This is a genomic window from Mesorhizobium sp. M7A.F.Ca.US.007.01.2.1 (genome assembly GCF_003998165.1).
Classification (GTDB): domain Bacteria; phylum Pseudomonadota; class Alphaproteobacteria; order Rhizobiales; family Rhizobiaceae; genus Mesorhizobium; species Mesorhizobium ciceri.
The window spans coordinates 1-20505 of sequence record NZ_RZQP01000005.1 but is presented as its reverse complement, the minus strand read 5'-3'; the positions used below and the strand labels follow the sequence as shown (position 1 = coordinate 20505).

22 protein-coding genes and 1 tRNA gene are annotated in these 20505 nt (G+C 63.5%); 11 read left to right on the top strand and 12 right to left on the bottom strand.

The annotated features are described in order from the left end of the window. Window positions 1–10: 10 nt before the first annotated feature. The 10 genes from EN949_RS01680 to EN949_RS01635 form a co-directional block, all read right to left on the bottom strand. Window positions 11–703, bottom strand: a complete 693-nt coding sequence (locus tag EN949_RS01680; RefSeq protein ID WP_063168979.1) for a response regulator transcription factor — start codon at window positions 701–703, stop codon at window positions 11–13. Further along, on the bottom strand, window positions 700–3429 hold the full coding sequence (locus tag EN949_RS01675) for a sensor histidine kinase KdpD (protein ID WP_127370899.1): 2730 nt from the start codon (window positions 3427–3429) through the stop codon (window positions 700–702). Before EN949_RS01675 ends, EN949_RS01680 begins: the two co-directional genes overlap by 4 nt. A gap of 54 nt (window positions 3430–3483) precedes the next feature. Further along, window positions 3484–4050, bottom strand: coding sequence for a potassium-transporting ATPase subunit KdpC (kdpC, locus tag EN949_RS01670; protein WP_127365906.1), 567 nt, complete (start codon window positions 4048–4050; stop codon window positions 3484–3486). A 74-nt stretch (window positions 4051–4124) separates the two neighbouring features. After that, window positions 4125–6218 carry a potassium-transporting ATPase subunit KdpB gene (gene kdpB, locus EN949_RS01665; RefSeq protein ID WP_127365907.1) on the bottom strand — a complete coding sequence of 698 codons (2094 nt, stop codon included), beginning with the start codon at window positions 6216–6218 and terminating at the stop codon, window positions 4125–4127. Next, window positions 6215–6412, bottom strand: coding sequence for a hypothetical protein (locus tag EN949_RS01660; protein WP_224621338.1), 198 nt, complete (start codon window positions 6410–6412; stop codon window positions 6215–6217). Before EN949_RS01660 ends, kdpB begins: the two co-directional genes overlap by 4 nt. 25 nt (window positions 6413–6437) lie before the next feature. Next, entirely contained in the window at window positions 6438–8141 is a 1704-nt protein-coding gene (gene kdpA, locus EN949_RS01655; protein ID WP_024502786.1) for a potassium-transporting ATPase subunit KdpA, read from the bottom strand. A gap of 20 nt (window positions 8142–8161) precedes the next feature. After that, window positions 8162–8251 carry a K(+)-transporting ATPase subunit F gene (locus EN949_RS01650; RefSeq protein WP_032808122.1) on the bottom strand — a complete coding sequence of 30 codons (90 nt, stop codon included), beginning with the start codon at window positions 8249–8251 and terminating at the stop codon, window positions 8162–8164. 445 nt (window positions 8252–8696) lie between these two features. After that, window positions 8697–8999, bottom strand: coding sequence for a DUF982 domain-containing protein (locus EN949_RS01645; protein WP_013529642.1), 303 nt, complete (start codon window positions 8997–8999; stop codon window positions 8697–8699). Window positions 9000–9258: 259 nt separating this feature from the next. After that, the gene (locus tag EN949_RS01640; protein ID WP_013529641.1) at window positions 9259–9483 is read right to left on the bottom strand and encodes an alkylphosphonate utilization protein; all 225 of its coding nucleotides are present in this window, start codon (window positions 9481–9483) and stop codon (window positions 9259–9261) included. Between the two features lie 112 nt (window positions 9484–9595). Beyond that, window positions 9596–9685, bottom strand: a tRNA-Ser gene (locus EN949_RS01635). 361 nt (window positions 9686–10046) lie between these two features. Here EN949_RS01635 and EN949_RS01630 point away from each other — a divergent pair. The 5 genes from EN949_RS01630 to EN949_RS01610 all read left to right on the top strand — a co-directional run bounded on the left by EN949_RS01630 (window position 10047) and on the right by EN949_RS01610 (window position 13841). Then, window positions 10047–10751, top strand: coding sequence for a hypothetical protein (locus tag EN949_RS01630; protein WP_245459032.1), 705 nt, complete (start codon window positions 10047–10049; stop codon window positions 10749–10751). Window positions 10752–11057: 306 nt separating this feature from the next. Beyond that, a complete protein-coding gene (locus EN949_RS01625) occupies window positions 11058–11381 on the top strand; it encodes a hypothetical protein (RefSeq protein WP_024502789.1) in 324 nt (107 codons plus the stop codon). A gap of 32 nt (window positions 11382–11413) precedes the next feature. After that, window positions 11414–12079, top strand: a complete 666-nt coding sequence (gene msrA / locus EN949_RS01620) for a peptide-methionine (S)-S-oxide reductase MsrA (protein ID WP_127365909.1) — start codon at window positions 11414–11416, stop codon at window positions 12077–12079. 195 nt (window positions 12080–12274) lie between these two features. After that, window positions 12275–13264: a BMP family ABC transporter substrate-binding protein gene (locus tag EN949_RS01615; RefSeq protein WP_013529637.1), complete on the top strand. Its 990-nt coding sequence runs from the start codon at window positions 12275–12277 to the stop codon at window positions 13262–13264. A gap of 115 nt (window positions 13265–13379) precedes the next feature. Beyond that, window positions 13380–13841: a GNAT family N-acetyltransferase gene (locus tag EN949_RS01610; protein ID WP_063168986.1), complete on the top strand. Its 462-nt coding sequence runs from the start codon at window positions 13380–13382 to the stop codon at window positions 13839–13841. Here EN949_RS01610 and EN949_RS01605 read toward each other — a convergent pair. Together EN949_RS01605 and EN949_RS01600 are read right to left on the bottom strand one after the other, a co-directional pair. Then, entirely contained in the window at window positions 13836–14231 is a 396-nt protein-coding gene (locus EN949_RS01605) for a hypothetical protein (RefSeq protein WP_063168987.1), read from the bottom strand. The genes EN949_RS01610 and EN949_RS01605 overlap by 6 nt on opposite strands. A gap of 23 nt (window positions 14232–14254) precedes the next feature. Then, window positions 14255–14464, bottom strand: coding sequence for a SlyX family protein (locus tag EN949_RS01600; protein WP_013529634.1), 210 nt, complete (start codon window positions 14462–14464; stop codon window positions 14255–14257). Window positions 14465–14691: 227 nt separating this feature from the next. On the opposite strand from EN949_RS01600, the gene EN949_RS01595 reads away from it, so the two are divergent. The 6 genes from EN949_RS01595 to EN949_RS01570 all read left to right on the top strand — a co-directional run. Beyond that, the gene (locus tag EN949_RS01595) at window positions 14692–16224 is read left to right on the top strand and encodes an ABC transporter ATP-binding protein (protein WP_024502792.1); all 1533 of its coding nucleotides are present in this window, start codon (window positions 14692–14694) and stop codon (window positions 16222–16224) included. After that, on the top strand, window positions 16221–17360 hold the full coding sequence (locus EN949_RS01590; RefSeq protein WP_024502793.1) for an ABC transporter permease: 1140 nt from the start codon (window positions 16221–16223) through the stop codon (window positions 17358–17360). The genes EN949_RS01595 and EN949_RS01590 overlap by 4 nt, the downstream gene beginning before the upstream one ends. A gap of 1 nt (window position 17361) precedes the next feature. Beyond that, window positions 17362–18333: an ABC transporter permease gene (locus EN949_RS01585; protein ID WP_024502794.1), complete on the top strand. Its 972-nt coding sequence runs from the start codon at window positions 17362–17364 to the stop codon at window positions 18331–18333. Between the two features lie 55 nt (window positions 18334–18388). Next, window positions 18389–18781 carry a cytidine deaminase gene (gene cdd, locus EN949_RS01580; RefSeq protein ID WP_109658878.1) on the top strand — a complete coding sequence of 131 codons (393 nt, stop codon included), beginning with the start codon at window positions 18389–18391 and terminating at the stop codon, window positions 18779–18781. A 30-nt stretch (window positions 18782–18811) separates the two neighbouring features. Then, entirely contained in the window at window positions 18812–19621 is an 810-nt protein-coding gene (locus EN949_RS01575; protein WP_127367268.1) for a purine-nucleoside phosphorylase, read from the top strand. Beyond that, window positions 19621–20505 (top strand): thymidine phosphorylase (locus EN949_RS01570; RefSeq protein ID WP_127371619.1); only part of this gene is annotated, 885 nt, incomplete at its 3' end. The genes EN949_RS01575 and EN949_RS01570, both read left to right, overlap by 1 nt.

The window sequence follows — 20505 nt, the reverse complement described above, 5'->3', positions numbered from 1 at the left end:
CCCAACCCGCTCATTCGACCTCGCGCAGGCGGTAGCCGACGCCGGTCTCGGTGGTGATGTAGCGTGGCTGGTCGGGGCTCTTCTCGATCTTCTGCCTGAGCTGGCGCACATAGACCCTGAGATACTGCACGTCGGACGAGTCGCCCCAGACCTGCTTCAACAGGAAATGGTGGGTCAGCACCTTGCCGGCGTGCTGCACCAGCATGCGCAGGATGTCGTATTCCTTCGGCGACAGCTTTACCTCCTTGCCCTCGACCTTGACGATGCGCTTGACCAGATCGACGCTGAGATCGCCGGTCTGGAAAATCGGCTTCTCTCCCTGCTGCTGGAACTTGTGGCGGAGCGCCACGCGGATGCGTGCGACCAGTTCGTTCATGCCGAAGGGTTTGGTGACATAGTCGTCGGCGCCGAGCTCCAGGGCCTGGACGATACCGGCCTCGTCGGTCCGGCTGGACAGGATGACCACCGGAATGTCGAGGCCGTCGTCGCGCCATTTGCGCAGCAACTCATGGCCGCTAATGCCGGGCAGGCCAAGGTCGAGCAGGACGAGGTCCGGCTTCTCCGCCTCCATCAGCTCGATGGCCGCCCTGGCATTCGGCGCCTCGCTGATCGCGTAGCCCTGGCTGCCGAGGCCGACGCGCAGCAGCTTGCGGATCGGCGGCTCGTCATCGACGACCAGTATCCTGACGTTCGAGTTTGTCATGCCAGGTCACCCACATCGTCGGTATTCGAAGCGTCGAAGTTGGGCGGATTTGCCGGCTTGGGCATTTTGATGGTGAAGACCGCGCCCGAACCGTCGGTCCGGTTTGCCGCTGTGATCGTGCCACCCATCGCCTCGATGAAGCCGCGGCAGATCGACAGGCCGAGCCCGGTGCCGGCGCGGATCTGATCGCGCTTGCGCACCCGGTAGAAGGTGTCGAAAATCCGTTCCAGATCGCCGGGAGGAATGCCCGGCCCTTCATCCATGATCTGCAGCAGGACGGAGCCATTGTCGGTCCAGCCCTGCACGCGGATCGTCGAGCCTGCCGGGGCATATTTCGCCGCATTGTCGAGAAGATTGAACAACGCTTGCTCGAACAGCACCGGGTCGACCTTCAACATCGGCAAATCCCTGGGAATGTCCGTCTCGATCTTGTGCTGGCCGATGATTTTCCTGGCCCTTTGCAGGGCGGAGCCGACGATGTCGCCGACATAGTGAAAGGCGTAGTTCGGCTCCATCGCGCCGGACTCGATCTTGGTCATGTCGAGCAGATTGGCGATGAAGCGGTTCAACCGCTCGGCTTCGTCGAGCACCGTCGACAGCAGTTCGACCCGGTCCGGTTCGGGAAGTGCTGCTGAAAAATCCCGCAGCGTGCCGGCGGCGCCCATGATGGCGGCGAGCGGCGTCTTCAGATCATGGGAAATGGAGGTGAGCAGCGCCGAGCGCAGCCTGTCCGCCTCGGCGGCGAGCTTGGCCCGGTCGACGTCGGCGACCAGTTGGATACGCTCGATGGCGACTGCCGCCTGGTCGGCCAATGCGTCGAGAAGCCGCTGCTGCTCGGGCGTCAGCAACGGTCCCTGCTTGTCGTTGTCGAGGCCGACGACGCCGATGGCCGTGCGCCCGGTCCGCAAGGGCAGATAGAGGCGCTTGGCGCCCGGAAGCGTGTCGGCGCCGCGACCCGCGGCACGATTGTGCTCCCAGGCCCAGCGGGCGGCGGCGATGTCGGCTTCGGCCAGCGTGTCGTCAGGCGGATAGCCGGCCTTGACGGTGATCGTCCCGTCTTCCGGCAAAAGCAGCACCACGCGCAGCTTCAGCATCGAAGCGATCTGGAAAGCCGTGGCCCAGAGAACGTCGTCCAGCGTCCCGGCGCCGGCGAGCTTCTTCGAAAAAAGATAGATATCCTCGGTCGCCCGCGCCCGCGAGCGGGCGGCGACCGCCTGGCGCTGCACGCGCGCCGTCAGATTGCTGGCAATGACCGCAACGACGAGAAAGACGCCAAGCGCGACGATGCTCTCCGGATCCCTGATCGTCAGCGTATAGCGCGGCTCCAGGAAGAAATAATTGAAAGCAAGGGCGCTGACGAAACAAGCATACAGAGCCGGCCACAGGCCGCCGGTCACCGCCGATGCCAGCACCCCGATGAGCAGAATGATCGCCAGATTGCGAACGTCGAGAAACTGATCGAGAAGGACGGCGAAGGCGAGCGAGCCAATGACAAAGGCCGTCGCCTTGAGATAGGGCCGGATTTCGAACTGCCACTGCTCGTCGGCCGCCTTGACGCTCCGCGACGCCGCCTCGGTGCCTCGTTCGCTTCCCGAAATGACATGGACGCTGATATCGCCGGCATTGCGGATGAGGTCATAGGTGAGCGAGCCTTCGATCAATTCGCGCCAGCGCGACCGGGTCGGCCTGCCGACGACGATATGGGTAAAATTGTTCGCCGTCGCATAACGCACGATGTCCTGCGCCACATTCTGACCCGGAATGGTCGTCACCTCGGCGCCAAGCTGCTGGGCAAGGCGCAGGTTCGTCGCCAGCCGGTCCTTGTCATCCTCGGGCATGCTGGCCGAGCGCGTGCTGTCGACGTGCAGCGCCGTCCACGGCGCACGCAGCCGGTCGGCCAGCCTGCGCGCATAGCGCACGCGGGCCGCTCCTCCAGGTCGCGCGTCGAGGCAGACGAGGACCCTTTCGCCTGCCGCCCACGGTCCGGGAATGGCGTGCGCCTGCATATGGATGAGCAACTGGTCGTCGACACGCTGCGCGGTGCGGCGCAGCGCCAGTTCCCTGAGCGCCGTCAGGTTGCCCGGCGAGAAATAGTTCTCGATTGCGCGCTGCGCGGTATTGGGGAAATAGACCTTGCCTTCCTCGAGCCGCTTGATCAGGTCGTCGGGGGTGAGATCGATGATCTCGACATCGTCGGCCTGGTCGATGATGGAATCGGGAACCGTCTCGCGAACCCTGACCTTGGTGATCTGGGCGACGACGTCGTTCAGGCTTTCGACATGCTGGATGTTGAGCGTCGTATAGACGTCGATGCCGTGCGTCAGGATCTCCTGGACATCGAGATAGCGCTTGGGATGGCGGCTGCCGGGCGCATTGGTGTGGGCGAGTTCGTCGACAAGAACCAGCGCCGGGCGCCGGGCGAGGATGGCATCGATATCCATCTCGTCGAGGATGCGCCCTTTGTAGTCGACCTTGCGGCGGGGAATGACCTCATAGCCCTCGACCAGGGCCAGCGTCTCCTTGCGGCCATGCGTCTCGACGACGCCGATCACCACATCCACGCCGTCGGCCAGCCTGGCGCGGCCCGACATCAGCATCTCATAGGTTTTGCCGACGCCGGGTGCCGCGCCGAGGAAAATTCTTAGGCGGCCGCGACCCTCCCGCTCGGCATGGTCAAGCAGTGCGTCGGGCGAGGGTCTGGTGTCGCTGCTTCTGTCGTCAGGCATCGGGATCGATCATGGATGGCGCCGGGGGTACTGTCGATCCCCGGCCGCCGCCATTCACTCTTTCGCTACGTCCAGCGCAAGGTTGAGGCCAAGCACATTGACCACAGGCTCGCCCATGAAGCCGAGTTCCCTGCCCTCGACTTGGGCATCGACAAGCGCCTTGACCCTGGCTTCCTCGATGCCCCTGGCCTTGGCCACCCGAGCGACCTGGAAGTAGGCGGCTTCCGGGCTGATGTCGGGATCGAGGCCACTGCCGGACGTCGTCACCAGGTCCATCGGCACAGGCTGGTTCGGCTTTTCCGCTTTCAACTTCTCGGCCTCGCCCTTGATACGATCGATCAGCTTGGGATTGGTCGGACCGAGATTGCTGCCGCTTGAGGCGGCTGCATTGTAGCCGTCGCCGGCAGCCGAGGGGCGGCCGTGGAAATACTTGTCGCTGGCAAACCCCTGGCCGATCAATTCGGAGCCGATGATCTTGCCGTCCCTCTCGACCAGGCTGCCATTGGCCTGCCGCGGAAACAGCGCCTGGGCGATGCCGGTCATGCCCAGGGGATAGATCAGGCCGGTCAGGACCGTGAAGAAGACGATCATGATGATCGCGGGTCTTATCTGGGTGAGCATGGAGATGTTCCTCAAAGCAATTCCAGGAAAAGTGTGAAGCGGTTTTCCCTAGGGAATTGCGTTAAAACAAAGAGTTAAGCGAGGCCAAGCGTGGTGACGATCATGTCGATCGCCTTGATGCCGACGAAAGGCACGATGAGGCCGCCGAGGCCGTAGACGAGAAGATTGCGGCTGAGCAGCGCGCCGGCGCCGATGGCCCGATATTTGACGCCCTTCAGCGACAGCGGGATCAGCGCGATGATGATCAGCGCGTTGAAGATGATGGCCGACAGGATGGCACTCTGCGGCGTCGCCAGATGCATGACGTTGAGTGCCTGCAGCGGACCGGTCGTCTGTCCCGGTGCGACGTAGAAGACGGCGAACATCGCCGGGATGATGGCGAAATATTTGGCGACGTCGTTGGCGATCGAGAAGGTCGTCAGCGAGCCCCGCGTCATCAAGAGCGCCTTGCCGATCTCGACGATCTCGATGAGCTTGGTCGGATCGCTGTCGAGATCGATCATGTTGCCGGCCTCGCGGGCGGCAACCGTGCCGGTGTTCATGGCGACACCGACATCGGCTTGCGCGAGGGCCGGCGCATCGTTGGTGCCGTCGCCGCACATGGCAACCAGCTTGCCCTTGGCCTGTTCGTCGCGGATCAGCTTCAGCTTGTCCTCCGGTGTGGCCTGGGCGAGGAAGTCGTCGACGCCGGCTTCCGCGGCGATCGCCGCCGCCGTCATCGGGTTGTCGCCGGTGATCATCACCGTGCGGATGCCCATGCGGCGCAGTTCGGTGAAGCGCTCCCTGATGCCGCCCTTGACGATGTCCTTGAGGTGGATGACGCCGAGCAGGCGGCCGTCGCGTTCGACCGCCAGCGGCGTGCCGCCGGACTTGGCGATCTCGTCGGCGATGGCCTGGAGATCCCTGACGGTATCGCTGCCGGGCCGCGTGGCATGGGCTGCGACCGTCGATTGGTTGACATGGGCAAGCACGGAATCCACGGCGCCCTTGCGCACCGACGAACCATCGATGTCGACGCCGCTCATACGGGTCTGTGCTGTGAAGGGCACGAAGGTGGCGTGCAGCGTTGCCATGTCGCGGGCGCGGATGGCGTATTTCTCCTTGGCCAGCACGACGATGGAACGGCCTTCCGGCGTTTCGTCGGCGAGCGAGGCAAGCTGGGCCGCGTCGGCCAGTTCCTGTTCGGTGACGCCCTTGACCGGGCGGAACTGCGTCGCCTGGCGGTTGCCGAGCGTGATCGTGCCGGTCTTGTCGAGCAGCAGCGTGTCGACGTCGCCTGCGGCTTCCACGGCGCGACCCGACATGGCCAGCACGTTGAATCGCACCAGACGGTCCATGCCCGCGATGCCGATGGCCGAAAGCAGCGCCCCGATCGTGGTCGGGATCAAGGTGACGAACAGCGCCACCAGAACGGTCACCGAAATATAGCCGCCCGAATAGGAAGCAAAACTCGGGATCGTCGCGGTCGCCAGCACGAAGATCAGCGTCATGCCGACGAGCAGGATGTTGAGCGCGATCTCGTTCGGCGTCTTCTGGCGCTCCGCACCTTCGACCAGCGAGATCATGCGGTCGAGGAAGGTGTGGCCGGAAGCCGCCGTGATGCGCACGCGAACCCAGTCGGACAGCACCTGCGTGCCGCCGGTGACCGCCGAACGATCGCCGCCGGATTCGCGGATCACCGGCGCGGATTCGCCCGTGATCGCGGCCTCGTTGACCGAAGCGACGCCTTCGATCACTTCGCCGTCGGACGGGATGATGTCGCCGGCCTCGACCAGCACGGCATCGCCGACCTTGAGGCTGGTGCCGGGCACAAGTTTGTATTTGGTGCGGTCTTCACCGGTCAAAAGCTTGGCCTTGGTCTCGGTGCGTGCCTTGCGCAGCGAATCCGCCTGCGCCTTGCCGCGGCCTTCTGCGACCGCTTCGGCGAAGTTGGCGAACAGCACGGTGAACCAAAGCCAGATGATGATCTGCAGCGTGAAGCCGAGATTGCCGCCGCCGGAGACCAGGTCCTTGACGAACAGCACCGTGGTGAGCGCCGAGACGACGGCAACGACGAACATCACCGGGTTCCTGGCCAGCGTGCGCGGGTCGAGTTTGCGGAAGGCGCCGCCGATGGCGGGAACCAGGATGCTGGCATCCATGATGCTGGCTGATTTCGAGTTGCTCATTTTGAAGCTCCGGCTTCGGTGTTGTTGGACGGCACCGGATGATCGGATGCCGAAAAGAGATGGGGCGGCCCGTAGGCCAGCAGCCAGAGGACGAGCATGACTGCCGCAAGGCCGAGAAACGTCGACAGGGTCGGGAAAGGAGGAGGTCCCTCCTCCTTTCCGTGATCGTCCCTGTGGGCGACCTTGCGGCGCATGGCATTGAACCACGACATGGCGGCCTCAGAAGGTCTGCCCGTGAGCCATCGCCAGGTGCTCGATGATCGGCCCGACGGCGAGCGCGGGAAAGAAGGTGAGGCCACCGACGATCAGGATGACACCGACCAGCAGCCCGACGAACAGCGGGCCATCGGTCGGGAAGGTGCCGGCGGAGGCCGGAACCGTTTTCTTCGCCACCAGCGAGCCGGCAATGGCCAGCGCCGGGATGATGACCAGGAAGCGGCCCATCAGCATGCCGATGCCGATGGTGATGTTGTACCAGGGCGTGTTGCCGCTGAGGCCGCCAAAGGCCGAACCGTTGTTGGCCGCCGCCGACGTGTAGGCATAGAGGACCTCGGAGAAGCCATGCGGGCCGGCATTGCCCATCGACGCCACGCCGGTCGGCAGCACGACGGCGATGGCCGTGAAGATCAGCATCGCCAGCGGCAGGCACAGTATGGCCAGCATCGCCATCTTGACCTCCTTGGCCTCGATCTTCTTGCCGAGATATTCGGGCGTGCGACCGACCATCAGGCCGGCGACGAAGACGGCGACGACGATGTACATCAGGATGCCGTAGAGGCCCGCGCCGACACCGCCGACGATGACTTCGCCAAGCTGCATGTTGATGATCGGGATCATGCCGCCGAGCGCCGTGAACGAGCCGTGCATGGCGTTGACGGCGCCGCAGGAAGCGGCCGTGGTGATGACGGCAAACAGCGCCGACAAGGCGATGCCGAAACGTGTCTCCTTGCCCTCCATGTTGCCGCCGTCGATGCCCAGCGCATGCACCAGCGGGTTGCCGGCGGCTTCCGCCCAGTAGCAGATGGCGACACCGGCGATGAACATGACGCCCATGGCCGAGAGGATCGCCCAGCCCTGGCGCTGGTTGCCGATCATGCGGCCGAAGACATTGGTCAAGGCGGCGCCGATGGCGAAGATCGACACCATCTGGATCAGGTTGGAGATCGCGTCGGGGTTCTCGAACGGGTGCGCGGCATTGGCGTTGAAGAAGCCGCCGCCATTGGTGCCGAGCATCTTGATGGCCACCTGCGAAGCGACCGGGCCGACGGCGATGGTCTGCTGCGCGCCTTCGAGCGTCGTGGCGTTGACATAGGCGCCCAGCGTCTGCGGCATGCCGAGCCAGACATAGGCCAGCGTCAGCACGACGCAGAACGGCAGCAGCAGATAGAGTGTGGAGCGGGTCATATCGACCCAGAAATTGCCGATCGACTTGCCCGAAGCCCGGGCAAAGCCGCGGATCAGCGCGATGGCGATGGCAATGCCCGTGGCCGCCGAAACGAAGTTCTGCACCGTCAGCCCGGCCATCTGCACGAGATAGGACATCGTGCTCTCGCCACCATAGTTCTGCCAGTTGGTGTTGGTCATGAAGCTGGCGGCGGTGTTGAAGGCGAGCCCTGGTTCAACCGCTGTCATGCCGGCCGGGTTATAGGGCAGGCTGCCCTGCAGGCGCTGCAGGGCGTAGAGCACCAGGAAGCCGGCAAGGTTGAAGAGCAGCAGGGCGACCGCATAGGTGGTCCAGTGCTGTTCCTCGCGTTCGCTGGTTCCGCAAACACGGTACAGCCCGCGCTCGAGCGGGCCGAAGACGGGCGAGAGCAGCGTCCGGTCGCCGTTGAAGACGCGGTGCATGTAGCCGCCGAGCGGCTTCACCAGCAATATGACGATCCCGCAATAGACCAGGATCTGTATCCAACCGTTCAGTGTCATGGCTGTGGCTTTCCGTGCCTTCAGAAGCGTTCTGGACGAACGAGGGCGTATGTCAGGTAGGCGAGCAGGAACAGCGTAACGCCGCCACCAAGAATATAGTCGACGATCATTTTTTCAGCCTCGCTCTAGAGCGCGTCGCAAGCTTTGATGTAGGCGAAACAAAGGGTGAAGAACAAAATTCCGATCACGATAACGGATATATCCATTGTGTTATTCCTTTTGTTCTTTTGTACTTTACGAATTTGACAGGAGAGTTCGCAATATCTCGAAAGTGTCCCGTCGCATCTTTGACGACGGAACCGGCTGTGTTTTCTGAGGGGAATATGGACCCGATCGCCATAAAGGTTCGAGACGGGGCGCAGTGGAAAGAAATAGGAATTTCATAAAGATTTTAGCGCGGGCTCTTCCCGACACGCAGGGATTGTCGCGCAAGACACGCGGCCAGCCACAGGATTGCGATTTCCTTGCGAACTGCCGGAAACGGGAAAGCCCGGCTGGGGCCAGCCGGGCCTTCTATGGTGGTGTGGCTTTAGCCGCCACGGAGGGTATCGATCTTCAGGCGGCGTAGCCGCCATAGCCACGCGCAACGGCGTGCACGCCCGCCACCGGCTCGAGGTCCGGCCACAGGATACAAGAAGCTTGCGCAAACTGGACGAGCGCGTGCCGCGCCTGCTCGATGGTCACGTAGCCTGGGATGGCGAGTTCACATGCTTCCACCGCGTTGCGGTAGAGCGGGCCGCGGCGGGAGGTCGTCCAATTGGTGAGGAAGTCGTGCATTTCGGCCAGCGACGCAATCTCGCGTTTGAAGCCAAGGCCGACCGAGAGTGCGACCGGGGAATGAAACAGCTTGTCGTGCATGAAGCGGGCTCCTGGTTTTTTTGCGCGCTTGGAGAGATATCCGGCGGGTCCGCGAACGGGACGCCGTGAAACGCGCAACGAGGCCGGAGGTTCCAGACTTGGGTCTTGGCAGTTTTTTGATTGTGCCTGGTCGGCGAAATTATCAATTTCGCAGCGCAACGATCGCGTGCCGGACGCTCAACGGCTCCGCAGTCCACTTGGCGACGGCAGGCTTCCAAAATCCCGAAGGAGCCATCGAGATCGCTTGCCGCCCTGAGGCTCACGCCTTCTTCACGAACTCGGTCTTGAGCACCAGGCCTTTCACTTGCTTGGTGTTGCATTCGATCTCGCCGGGATTGCCGTTCAGGCGGATAGCCTTCACCAACGTGCCGCGCTTGATCGTTTCCGAAGTGCCTTTGACTTTGAGGTCCTTGATCAGCGTGACGGAATCGCCGTCATTCAATTGAGCGCCATTGCTGTCGCGCACGATTACATCGTTCGGCATGCCATCTCCTGTGATTGGCAGGTTTCAAGGGCAGAGCGCGGCGGGATGTTTACCGCCCTGCTTCGCGCAGAGACTCGGGCTTGTCCTGCGAAGCTCGTAGAGCGAAGCAGGATGGCGGAGAGAGCGGGATTCGAACCCGCGTTACGGTCTCCCGTAAACACACTTTCCAGGCGTGCGCCTTCAACCACTCGGCCACCTCTCCGTCCATGCATGTCGCGTCGGCCGGTTTTGCCGCGCGGGTTGGGGAGATGCACCTCCCTTGGGGCAAGACGAAACTTTCGCCATCGGCGTCGCCAACCAGCAAACGCCTTCCCCTGCACCTGAGCCGTCGAAGCAACAGGCGCGGGGCTCATCTAGTCGATCCGACGGCGAATGCCAAGCCATAACGGCAGTCTATTCGCTTTGCCGGCCACACAGTCTTTCACGAGGCCGCCGGCATGCCCGTTTTTGCGGGCGCCGCCGCTGCAATGGTGTGCACAGGCAGGACCGCAGGGACGGCCGCCCTTGACTTCCCCCGGAGTTGCCTGTCGGGTGCCGAGGCTTTGCGGGGGCATTGTGCGGACATGACATCGAGCAATGGACAGACGCCAGTCAGGCGGCCGGACAGCGGGCTGTCCTTCGTGCCGGTGGGCTGGCTTGTCTTCGTCATGGCGTGGTCAGTCTACGGCCTGATCTCCGTCTGGCCCGCGGTCGGCGCCACCGGCCTGCCAGACAGCGTGCTTTACCTTATCTATGGCGGGCTCGTCGTCGACATCGTCACCATCCTATGGGGGCTTTACCTGCTCGGCCTCGCCTTCGGCCGCTCGGCCCGCTTCCCGCGCCAGTTCACGATCTGGCAGATTGCCATAATCGTCGGGCTGCTGGTCATCCATGCCTATGCCCCTACGGTGCCGGGATTCGTCTTCTCGGGCCAGGCGCTTGTCATCACCGGCGCCGAAATCGCCATCGGCGCGCTCTGCATCTATCTGCTGCGCCATGGATCCGAAGCCGATGCCGTTTATGTCAATCCGAAAACCGCGAGCCCATCGGCCTTCGTCTCGGTCATCACCGCGCTGCTCGGCATCGTCCTGGGCGCGGTCATCGGCGCCGTGGGCGGATTCGCCATCGGCTCGCTGATCGCCGATGCCACCGAGATGAGCTGTTTCGAGGGCGCCTGCGGCTATTTCGCCGTGTTCACCGGCCTGGCCGGTCTGGTGATCGGCGCCATCGGCGGCGGCGTTTTTGCTGTCTGGCGTATCCACCGGCACAAAAGGAAGCCGGCCGCATAATTCGCGCGGGCAACAAATCCGGGTTCACACGGTCTTTGGAGACTTCGCCGGCAAGTCGGCTTGCGACCACCAAACGCAAAAACCCGCCTGTGCGGCGGGTCATCGGCGCAAGTCAACGCCATACCGAAATTATTAGCATAGCTGCCCTCACATGTCAATGAAAAGCGACCCGACCGACTGTCGTCCGGCCCTCCGTTGACCTGAGTTTGGAGTCTGCAAATTCGCGTATGGCGATTGCGATCCAGCCATGCGCATTCTATCTCTGAAAAGCCCCTCGGGAGAGGACCAGCCCGGAGGAGGGTTCTGATGTTTCGCTTCGTCTTTCGTCTTGCCGCAATGATCGCGCTGTCGATTTCCGTCATCATGGCGGTGCTCGACGCGACACGCACAGTGGCGGCCTCCGTGCTGGTGCTGACCCCGCTCAACAGCAGTTGGCTGGCGGTCTCGCCCGACACGCGGGCCGCCTTCGAGACCTTCATCCGAACCAAGACCAGCCCGCTGCTGTGGGATGGCGCCATCGCCTGGGTGCTGAACCAGCCGGGCTTCGCCGTGTTCGCGGTGCTGGCTTTCCTGCTCTATGCGATAGGCTACAGGCGGCAACGTCGCGCCGGACAGTTCGTCGCAAACTGATCCGCTTTCCGCGAAGAGAGGGAAACCCGCGCATGTTCTTTCTCAGCGACATGCTGAACAAGAAGCTCAATCTGCCGAAGCCCTCCGAGGCCCTGCCGGGCCGCGCCAGGGCGATCCCGACCGCATCCAGGCACAAGGTCTTGAAAAGACCGCTCAAGGGTCCTTATCCCGAGGGGCTGGAGACGGCCATGTTCGGGCTCGGCTGCTTCTGGACTGCGGAGCGGCTGTTCTGGCAGATCGAAGGCGTCTGGGTCACCGCGGCCGGCTATGCCGGCGGCTTGACGCCCAATCCGACCTATCAGGAGACCTGCACCGGGCTAACCGGTCATGCCGAAGCGGTGCTGGTGGTCCATGACCCCGGGATCGTCTCCTATGCTGGGCTTCTGAAGCTGTTCTGGGAAAGCCACGATCCCACGCAGGGCATGCGCCAGGGCAATGATGTCGGCACCGCCTATCGCTCCGCGATCTACACGAGCGACGAGGCGCAACTGTTGGCGGCGAGCGCCTCGCGCGATGCGTATGAGACCTCGCTGCGCGGTGCCGGCCACGGCAGGATCACCACCGAGATCGCCCCGGCGGCCGAATTCTACTTCGCCGAAGCCGATCACCAGCAATATCTGGCGAAGAACCCTTACGGCACGTGCAACCTCAAAGGCACCGGTGTCGCTTGCGCCATCCCTGCCGCCGCCTCCGCCTGATACAAGCTGCGGTGCGGCTTGCCCGCACCAAGCTTTTCCAAAAGGTCAAAATTCCGCGTGAATTTTGTTTCGGGCCATGCCAGATTGCCGCCGAGCGGGAGGGAATACACTCCTGGCTGACGTCGCATGCCTGCCGGAGAACCGGGCCGGCATGCGGTGCGTAACGGAAAAAATAACCGACAGGGTGTGGATCACATGAAACGTATCGTTCTCGGCCTCCTGGCCGCAACCGCAATGGTTCTTCCGGCTTTCGCCGCGGATGTCCAGCCGGCCATCCTCTATGATCTCGGCGGCAAATTCGATAAATCCTTCAACGAGGCTGCCTATCACGGCGCCGAGAAATTCAAGACGGAAACCGGCACGGCCTACGTCGAATTCGAGGTCTCCAATGCCTCGCAGCGTGAGCAGGCGCTGCGCCGCTTCGCCGAGGACGGCCACAACCCGATCGTCATGGCCGGCTTCGCCTGGGAGGATGCACTGAAGAAGGTCGCGGCCGAATATCCCGATCTCAACTTCGCCATCATCGACGACGCCGTCGACATGCCCAATGTCCGCTCGCTGGTATTCAAGGAAAACGAAGGCTCCTATCTCGTCGGCATCATGGCGGCGATGGCCTCGAAGTCGAAGAAGGTCTCCTTCGTTGGCGGCATGGACATCCCGCTGATCCGCAAGTTCGAATGCGGCTATGTCGGCGGTGCCAAATCGGCCGGCGCGACCGATGTCATCCAGAACATGACGGGTGACACGCCGGCTGCCTGGAACGATCCGGCCAAGGGCGGCGAGATCGCCAAGACGCAGATCGACCAGGGCTCCGACGTGGTCTATGCCGCGGCAGGCGGCACCGGCGTCGGCGTGCTGCAGGCGGCGGCAGATGCCGGCAAGCTCGGCATCGGCGTCGATTCCAACCAGAACGGCCTGCAGCCCGGCAAGGTGCTGACCTCGATGCTGAAGCGCGTCGACGTCGCCGTCTACACCGCCTTCATGGACGGCAAGAACGGCACCTTCAAGGGCGGCGTCGAGAATCTCGGCCTCAAGGAAGGCGGCGTCGACTACGCCATGGACGAAAACAACAAGGCGCTGGTGACGGACGAGATGAAGGCGGCCGTCGAAAAGGCCAAGGCCGACATCATTGCCGGCAAGGTCGAAGTACACGACTATACGACTGACAACGCCTGCCCCTATTGAGCGGCACGAACATACAGCCATGATCTGCAAACCGCCGGGCGCCAGCCCGGCGGTTTTGCCTTTACCGGATCGAGCGAAACCTTCGCTCCGTGCCGGACACCGTTTCGAGATACAGATGCAGCCGACGATCGGACCCATGGGCGAGCACGACGTAGCAGCGGTCGCGCAACTGCGCCTGTCTGCCTTTTTCGAGGGAACCGGAAGGACTCTCGGGGAAGATGCGGCAGGGCTTCGCGACTTGATCGCCGGTGACGGTTTCGAGGCGGCATTCGTGGCCCGGATCGGCGACACCCCGGTCGGGACATGCCTGCTGGTCCGCCACGAACTGGAGCCCGCGCATGATCTGACGCCATGGCTGGCCGGGTTGGTTGTCGATGCAAGGTATCGACGCCGAGGCATCGCCACCGCGCTGGTCAAGGCAACGGAAGCCCATGCGGCGTCACGGGGCGTCGAGATGCTCTATCTCTACACATGGGATGCGCGTGGTTTCTACGCGGCCCTCGGCTGGAACACCGTTGAGATATGCCGTTCGGACGGCGAGACGATGGCTCTGATGTCTCGCCGGCCTCGCCTATAGCAGCTTCGCGGCGAGACAACCGAGCGCGAACGCCACCATCAGTCCGGCGGCAACCACAAATCCACGCCGGCCGCCCAGCGCGTGCACGCCGACGCCGTATGGCCGCTGCGACAGGCTTCGGATCACGGTTGGCGGCCTGGCGTCGCTCAGGCCAGAACTACGCATCTGCGGCAGGTCGCCAATGCGCTGCGTGATCTGCTTCCAGCGCTCTTCGCCATCCCCCGGTTCGGCACGGTCGAAGACGTGCATGCGCTCGGCAAGTCGCACGACCTCGTCGCGGAAGGCCGGGTCGATCTCCAGATCACGTTCGGCCCGTTCGCGCTCCGCATCGTTCATCAGGCCACGCACATAGTCGCTGGCCCGTGCAATGCGATCGCTTTCACTGGCCATGGCATGCGCCCTTCCCTTTTTCCTCACCAGTGCGGCGGCTTGGTTACAGGCACTTCATCTCCCGTCTGCTCCTCCAGCGCCAGGAAGCGATCCGTCAGCGCGTCGAGCTTGCGCTGCATGCGCTCGATCACTTTCCACTGCTCGGCGATCTGGCCGGACAGTTCCTCGATGGTCTTCTCCTGCTCGGCGGCGCGGATTTCCAGCGTCGTCAGCCGGTCGGCGGGTATGGTCATGTGAATTCCCCAGTCTTCACCGCGATGTCTTGCGCCGCGATGTCTTGCGCCGCAATGCGAATTTCGGCTCCGCCATACTAGCGAATGTGAAGGCCCCGGCCACGTTGCAAATTGACAAGCGCACCGGGATTTGTCGAGAGTGAACCTGCTCCGCCAATTGGCACGGGCGGAGCGTCATGCTAGGCGTTTTGACCAAGCGATAAAAAAATAAGAGTGGGACAGGCTGCATGGCGCAAGCCGCAATCGAGTTGATCGGCATCAACAAGAGTTTTGGTGCGGTGCGCGCCAACCGGGACATCAATCTTGAGATCGGTCGCGGCACGATCCACGGCATTGTCGGCGAGAACGGCGCTGGCAAGTCGACGCTGATGTCGATCCTCTACGGCTTCTACCAGGCCGACAGCGGCGAGATCCGCGTTGGCGGCCAGCCGGCTTCGATCAAGACCCCCAATGACGCCATCGCGCTCGGCATCGGCATGGTGCATCAGCACTTCATGCTGGTCGACAATTTCACAGTGCTGGAGAACGTCATCCTCGGCGCCGAAAGCGATGCGCTCTTGAAGAAGAGCATCGCCAAGGCGCGCTCCGAACTGGAGCGGCTGGAGCGTGAATACGGGCTGGAAGTCGATCCCGATGCAATCATCGAGGAACTGCCGGTCGGCCTGCAGCAGCGTGTCGAGATCCTGAAGGCGCTCTATCGCGGCGCCGAGATCCTGATCCTCGACGAACCGACGGGCGTTTTGACGCCGGCCGAGGCCGACCATCTGTTCCGCATCCTTCGGCAGTTGAAGGACCAGGGCAAGACGGTGGTGCTGATCACCCACAAACTGCGCGAGATCATGGCCATCACCGACACGGTGTCGGTCATGCGCCAGGGCACGATGGTGGCGACGCGCGAGACCAGGAAAACGACTGTCGAGGAACTGGCCGAGCTGATGGTCGGCCGGCGCGTGCTCTTGCGGGTCGAGAAGGGCGAGGCAGAGGCCGGCGCCGTCAAGCTCGCAGTCAAGAACCTGACGGTCAGGGATACGCGCGGCGTCACCATGGTCGACGACATCTCCTTCGATATCAGGGCCGGCGAGATCGTCGGCATCGCCGGTGTCGCCGGCAACGGACAATCCGAACTGCTCGAGGCGATTTCCGGCATCAGGCGTGCCGTTTCCGGCTCGGTCATGCTGGATGGCAAGCCGATCGACCTGACCGGTGCCGCCGACCCCGGAGAGTTGCGCGACCGTGGCCTGGCGCATGTGCCGGAGGACCGCCATCACGTCGGGCTGGTGCTGGCCTTCGAGGAGAACGAGAATTCGATCCTCGGCTATCACGATGATCCCCGCTATTTGAAGGGGCCGTTCCTCAACATCGATGCCATCCGCAACGATGCCAGGGACAAGATCGCCAAATACGACATCCGCCCGGCCGACTGCCGGCTGAAGACCGCCAATTTCTCCGGCGGCAACCAGCAGAAGATCGTGCTGGCACGGGAGATGGAACAGGACCCGGGCGTGCTGATCGTCGGCCAGCCGACACGCGGCGTCGATGTCGGCGCCATCGAGTTCATCCACAAGCGCCTGATCGCCATGCGCGACCAGGGCAAGGCGGTGCTGGTGGTGTCGGTCGAGCTGGACGAGATCCGTTCGCTGTCCGACCGTATCCTGGTGATGTTTGCCGGCCGCATCGTCGGCGAGCGCGGTCCGGAAGCGACCGAGGGCGAGCTCGGCCTGCTGATGGCCGGCATCGAGCACCAGGAGGCCGCGCAATGAGCACGCCTTACGCCAAACTGCCGGCCTGGGCCGACTATGGCCTGATCCCGCTGATCAATCTGTTCGTCGCCTTCGTCGTCGCCGGCTTCGTCGTGCTTCTGGTCGGTGAGAATCCGTTGCGCGCCGCCGTCATCCTGGTCGAAGGCGCCTTCGGCAAAGGCACAGGCATTGCCTTCACCCTGTTTTATGCCACCACCTTCATCTTCACCGGGCTTTCGGTGGCGGTGGCGGCGCATTGCGGCCTGTTCAACATCGGCACCGAGGGGCAGGCCTACATCGCCGGCCTTGGCATCGCCATCGTCTGCCTGAGCTTCGACAGTACACTGCCATGGTGGCTGACCTTCCCGCTGGCGATCATTGCGGCGGCGGCGGTGGGCGCATTGTGGGCGCTTATCCCGGCGTATCTGCAGGCCAAGCGTGGCTCGCACATCGTCATCACCACCATCATGTTCAACTTCATCGCCGCCTCGATCATGGTTTACCTGCTGGTCGGCCCGTTGAAGCCAGCCGCCTCGCAAGCGCCGCAGACGCGCAACTTCCTCGCCGGCGCGGAACTGCCCAAACTCAACTGGATCATCGAGCTGTTCGGCGCCAAGATCCGTTCGGCGCCGCTCAACGTCACCTTCCTGCTGGCGCTGGTCATGGCCTTCCTGGTCTGGCTGCTGATCTGGCGCACCAAGCTCGGCTACGAGATGCGCACCTACGGTCACAGCCCGAAGGCGGCACGCTATGCCGGCATTTCCGAAACCCGCATCATCATCACCGCCATGATGATCTCGGGCGCACTGGCCGGCATGATGGCGCTCAATCCGGTGATGGGCGATCAGCACAATGTCGCCATCGACTTCGTTTCCGGCGCCGGCTTCGTCGGCATCGCCGTGGCGCTGATGGGCCGCCTGCACCCTGTCGGCATCGTATTGGCAGCGGTCCTGTTCGGCATGCTCTACCAGGGCGGCGCCGAACTCGCCTTCGAGATGCCGGCAATCAGCCGCGACATGATCGTCATCATTCAAGGCCTGGTGATCCTGTTTGCGGGTGCCCTCGAGCACATGTTCCGGCCCTACATCCAGGCGCTGTTTGCCTCGTTCAGTCCGCGATCGGTCGGCATGGAAGCGGTCAAGGGGAAAGGTGCCTGAGATGGATGTGTTCAACGCGATCATCCAGACACTGGACTCCACCATCCGCCTCTCGGTGCCGCTGTTGCTTGCTTGCCTCGCCGGGCTCTATTCGGAACGCGCCGGCATCTTCGACATCGGCCTCGAAGGCAAGATGCTTGTCGGCGCCTTCGCCGGAGCGGCCGCAGCTTCCGTGTTCCATTCGGCCTTTCTCGGCCTCGGCATGGCGGTCGTGATCTCGGTCGCCTTCGCCATGATCCACGGCTTTGCCTCGATCACTCATCGCGGCAACCAGATCGTCTCCGGCGTGGCGATTAATTTCATCGCCGCCGGCTCGACCATCATCCTCGGCCAGGCCTGGTTCCAGCAGGGCGGGCGCACGCCGGCGCTGCAACCGGGCGAGCGCTTCGAGGCCATCACCTTGCCCGGCGCCGAGGCCATCCGCGACGTGCCGATCATCGGACCGGTCTATGCCGAACTCCTGTCGGGCCACTCGATCCTGGTCTATCTTGCCTTCCTGATGGTGCCGTTCACCTGGTGGGTGCTGTTTCGCACCCGCTTCGGCCTGCGCCTTCGCGCCGTCGGCGAGAACCCGGCCGCCGTCGACACCGCCGGCATCTCGGTCGCCTGGCTGCGCTACCGGGCGCTGATCTGCACCGGCATCCTCACCGGCATTGCCGGCGCCTACCTGTCGATGGTGCAAAATGGCGGCTTCGTGAAGGACATGACTGCCGGCAAGGGCTATATCGCGCTGGCAGCCTTGATCTTCGCCAAGTGGAAGCCGGTCAACGCCATGTTCGCCTGCCTGCTGTTTGGCTTCCTGGACGCTGCGTCGATCCGCCTGCAGGGATCCCCGCTGCCCATCATCGGCAAGGTGCCGGCGCAGTTCATGCAGGCGTTGCCCTACATCCTCACCGTCATCCTGCTCGCCGGCTTCATCGGCAAGGCAATCCCGCCACGCGCCGGCGGCGTGCCTTACGTCAAGGAACGTTGAGCGACGGGTCGGCTTTGCGCCGGGTTTTGAACACGATCATCGGAGAGAACGCTGAATGTCGCATGATCTGTTCGAGGCCGCCAAGGCCGCCATGGCCAAGGCCTACGCGCCCTATTCTAAGTTTCCGGTCGGCGCTGCCTTGCGCACCGAGGACGGTCGCGTCTTTACCGGCGCCAACATCGAAGTCGCCTCCTATCCGGAAGGCTGGTGCGCCGAGACCACGGCGCTCGGCCACTACATTATGGGCGGCGGCGGCAAGATCGTGGAAATCGCCGTGCTTGCCGAACGCATGGCCAAATGCTCGCCTTGCGGCGGCTGCCGCCAGCGGCTTGCCGAATTCTGCCGGCCGGAAACAAAGCTCTATCTCTGCGACAATGCGGGTGTGGCCGAAACCGTGACCATGGGCGAAATGCTGCCTTACGGCTTCCGCGGCGATATTTTGAAATGAGCAACAGGCTCAAATGAACAGCTGGCAACGATGACGGAAAAAGCCCTGGATCATCTCGTCGAAAGGCTGGACGGCCTGGCGCCGGCCACGGCACTGGTGCTCGGCTCGGGCCTCGGCGGTCTGGTCGACCAGATCGAGGACCCGATCCGCATCTCCTATGCCGACCTGCCCGGCTTTCCCAGAAGCGGTGTCACCGGGCACGCCGGCGAAGTGGTGGCAGGGCTGTTTGCCGGCGTGCCGGTGCTGCTGCTGTCGGGCCGTGCCCATTACTATGAGCACGGCAACGCCGCGGCGATGCGGCCGGTGCTGGAAGTGCTTGCCGGCATCGGCATCACGAAACTGATCCTCACCAATGCCGCCGGCTCGGTCGATCCGAACATGCCGCCGGGCTCGGTGATGCTGATATCGGACCACATCAATTTCTCGGGCACCAACCCGCTGATCGGCGAACCAAGCGACCGGCGTTTTGTCGGCCTGACCGAAGCCTATGATGCCGGCATCCGCCAGGCCATCGAGCGGGCGGCAAAAGCGACCGGCACCACCCTGCACAAGGGCGTCTATATGTGGTTCTCCGGCCCATGCTTCGAAACGCCGGCCGAAATCCGCATGGCGCGCATCATGGGCGCCAATGCGGTCGGCATGTCGACCGTACCGGAGGTCATTCTCGCCCGCTTCCTCGGACTGCGCGTCGCCGCCTGTTCGGTCATTACCAATCTGGCGGCCGGCATGACCGGGGCCGAGCTTTCGCACCAGGAGACCAAGGACATGGCGCCGGTCGGCGGCGCGCGGCTGGCGACGATCCTGCAGCGCGTGTTCCGCGACGGACTGCTGGAGATCTGATGCTTCCCCAGGAAATCATCCGCCGCAAGCGCGATGGCCTCAGGCTGTCGGAGGAGGAGATCGCCGGCTTCGTCGCGGGCGTGACGTCAGGCGCCGTTACCGACGGCCAGGCCGGCGCCTTCGCCATGGCGGTGTTCTTCAACGGCATGAACCGCGACGAGGCCGTGGCGCTGACGCTGGCGATGCGCGATTCCGGCGATGTGCTCGACTGGTCGGACCTGCCAGGCCCGGTCACCGACAAGCATTCGACCGGCGGCGTCGGTGACAATGTCTCGCTGATGCTGGCGCCGATCGTCGCCGCCTGCGGCGCCTATGTGCCGATGATCTCAGGCCGTGGCCTTGGCCACACCGGCGGTACGCTGGACAAGATGGATGCCATCCCGGGCTACATCAGCCAGCCCGATGTCGCGCTGTTTCGCAAGGCGGTGCTCGAAACAGGCTGTGCCATCATCGGCCAGACCGCCGACCTCGCACCCGCCGATCGACGACTCTATGCGATCCGCGACGTCTCCGGCACGGTCGAATCGGTGCCACTGATCACCGCTTCGATCCTGTCGAAGAAGCTGGCGGCCGGGCTGCAATCGCTGGTGCTCGACGTCAAGGTCGGCAACGGCGCCTTCATGGAAAAATCGCGCGACGCCACCGCACTCGCCAACAGCCTGGTTGAGATCGCCAACGGCGCCGGACTGAAGGCCTCGGCGTTGATCACCGGCATGAACGAGCCGCTGGCGTCGGCCGCCGGCAACGCAGTCGAGGTGCGCAACGCCGTCGATTTCCTCACCGGCCGGTATCGTGACCGTCGGCTTGAAGATGTGACGCTGGCGCTGGCCGCCGAAATGCTGCAGTCGGCCGGGCTGGTGTCGTCCAATCAGGATGGCTTGCGG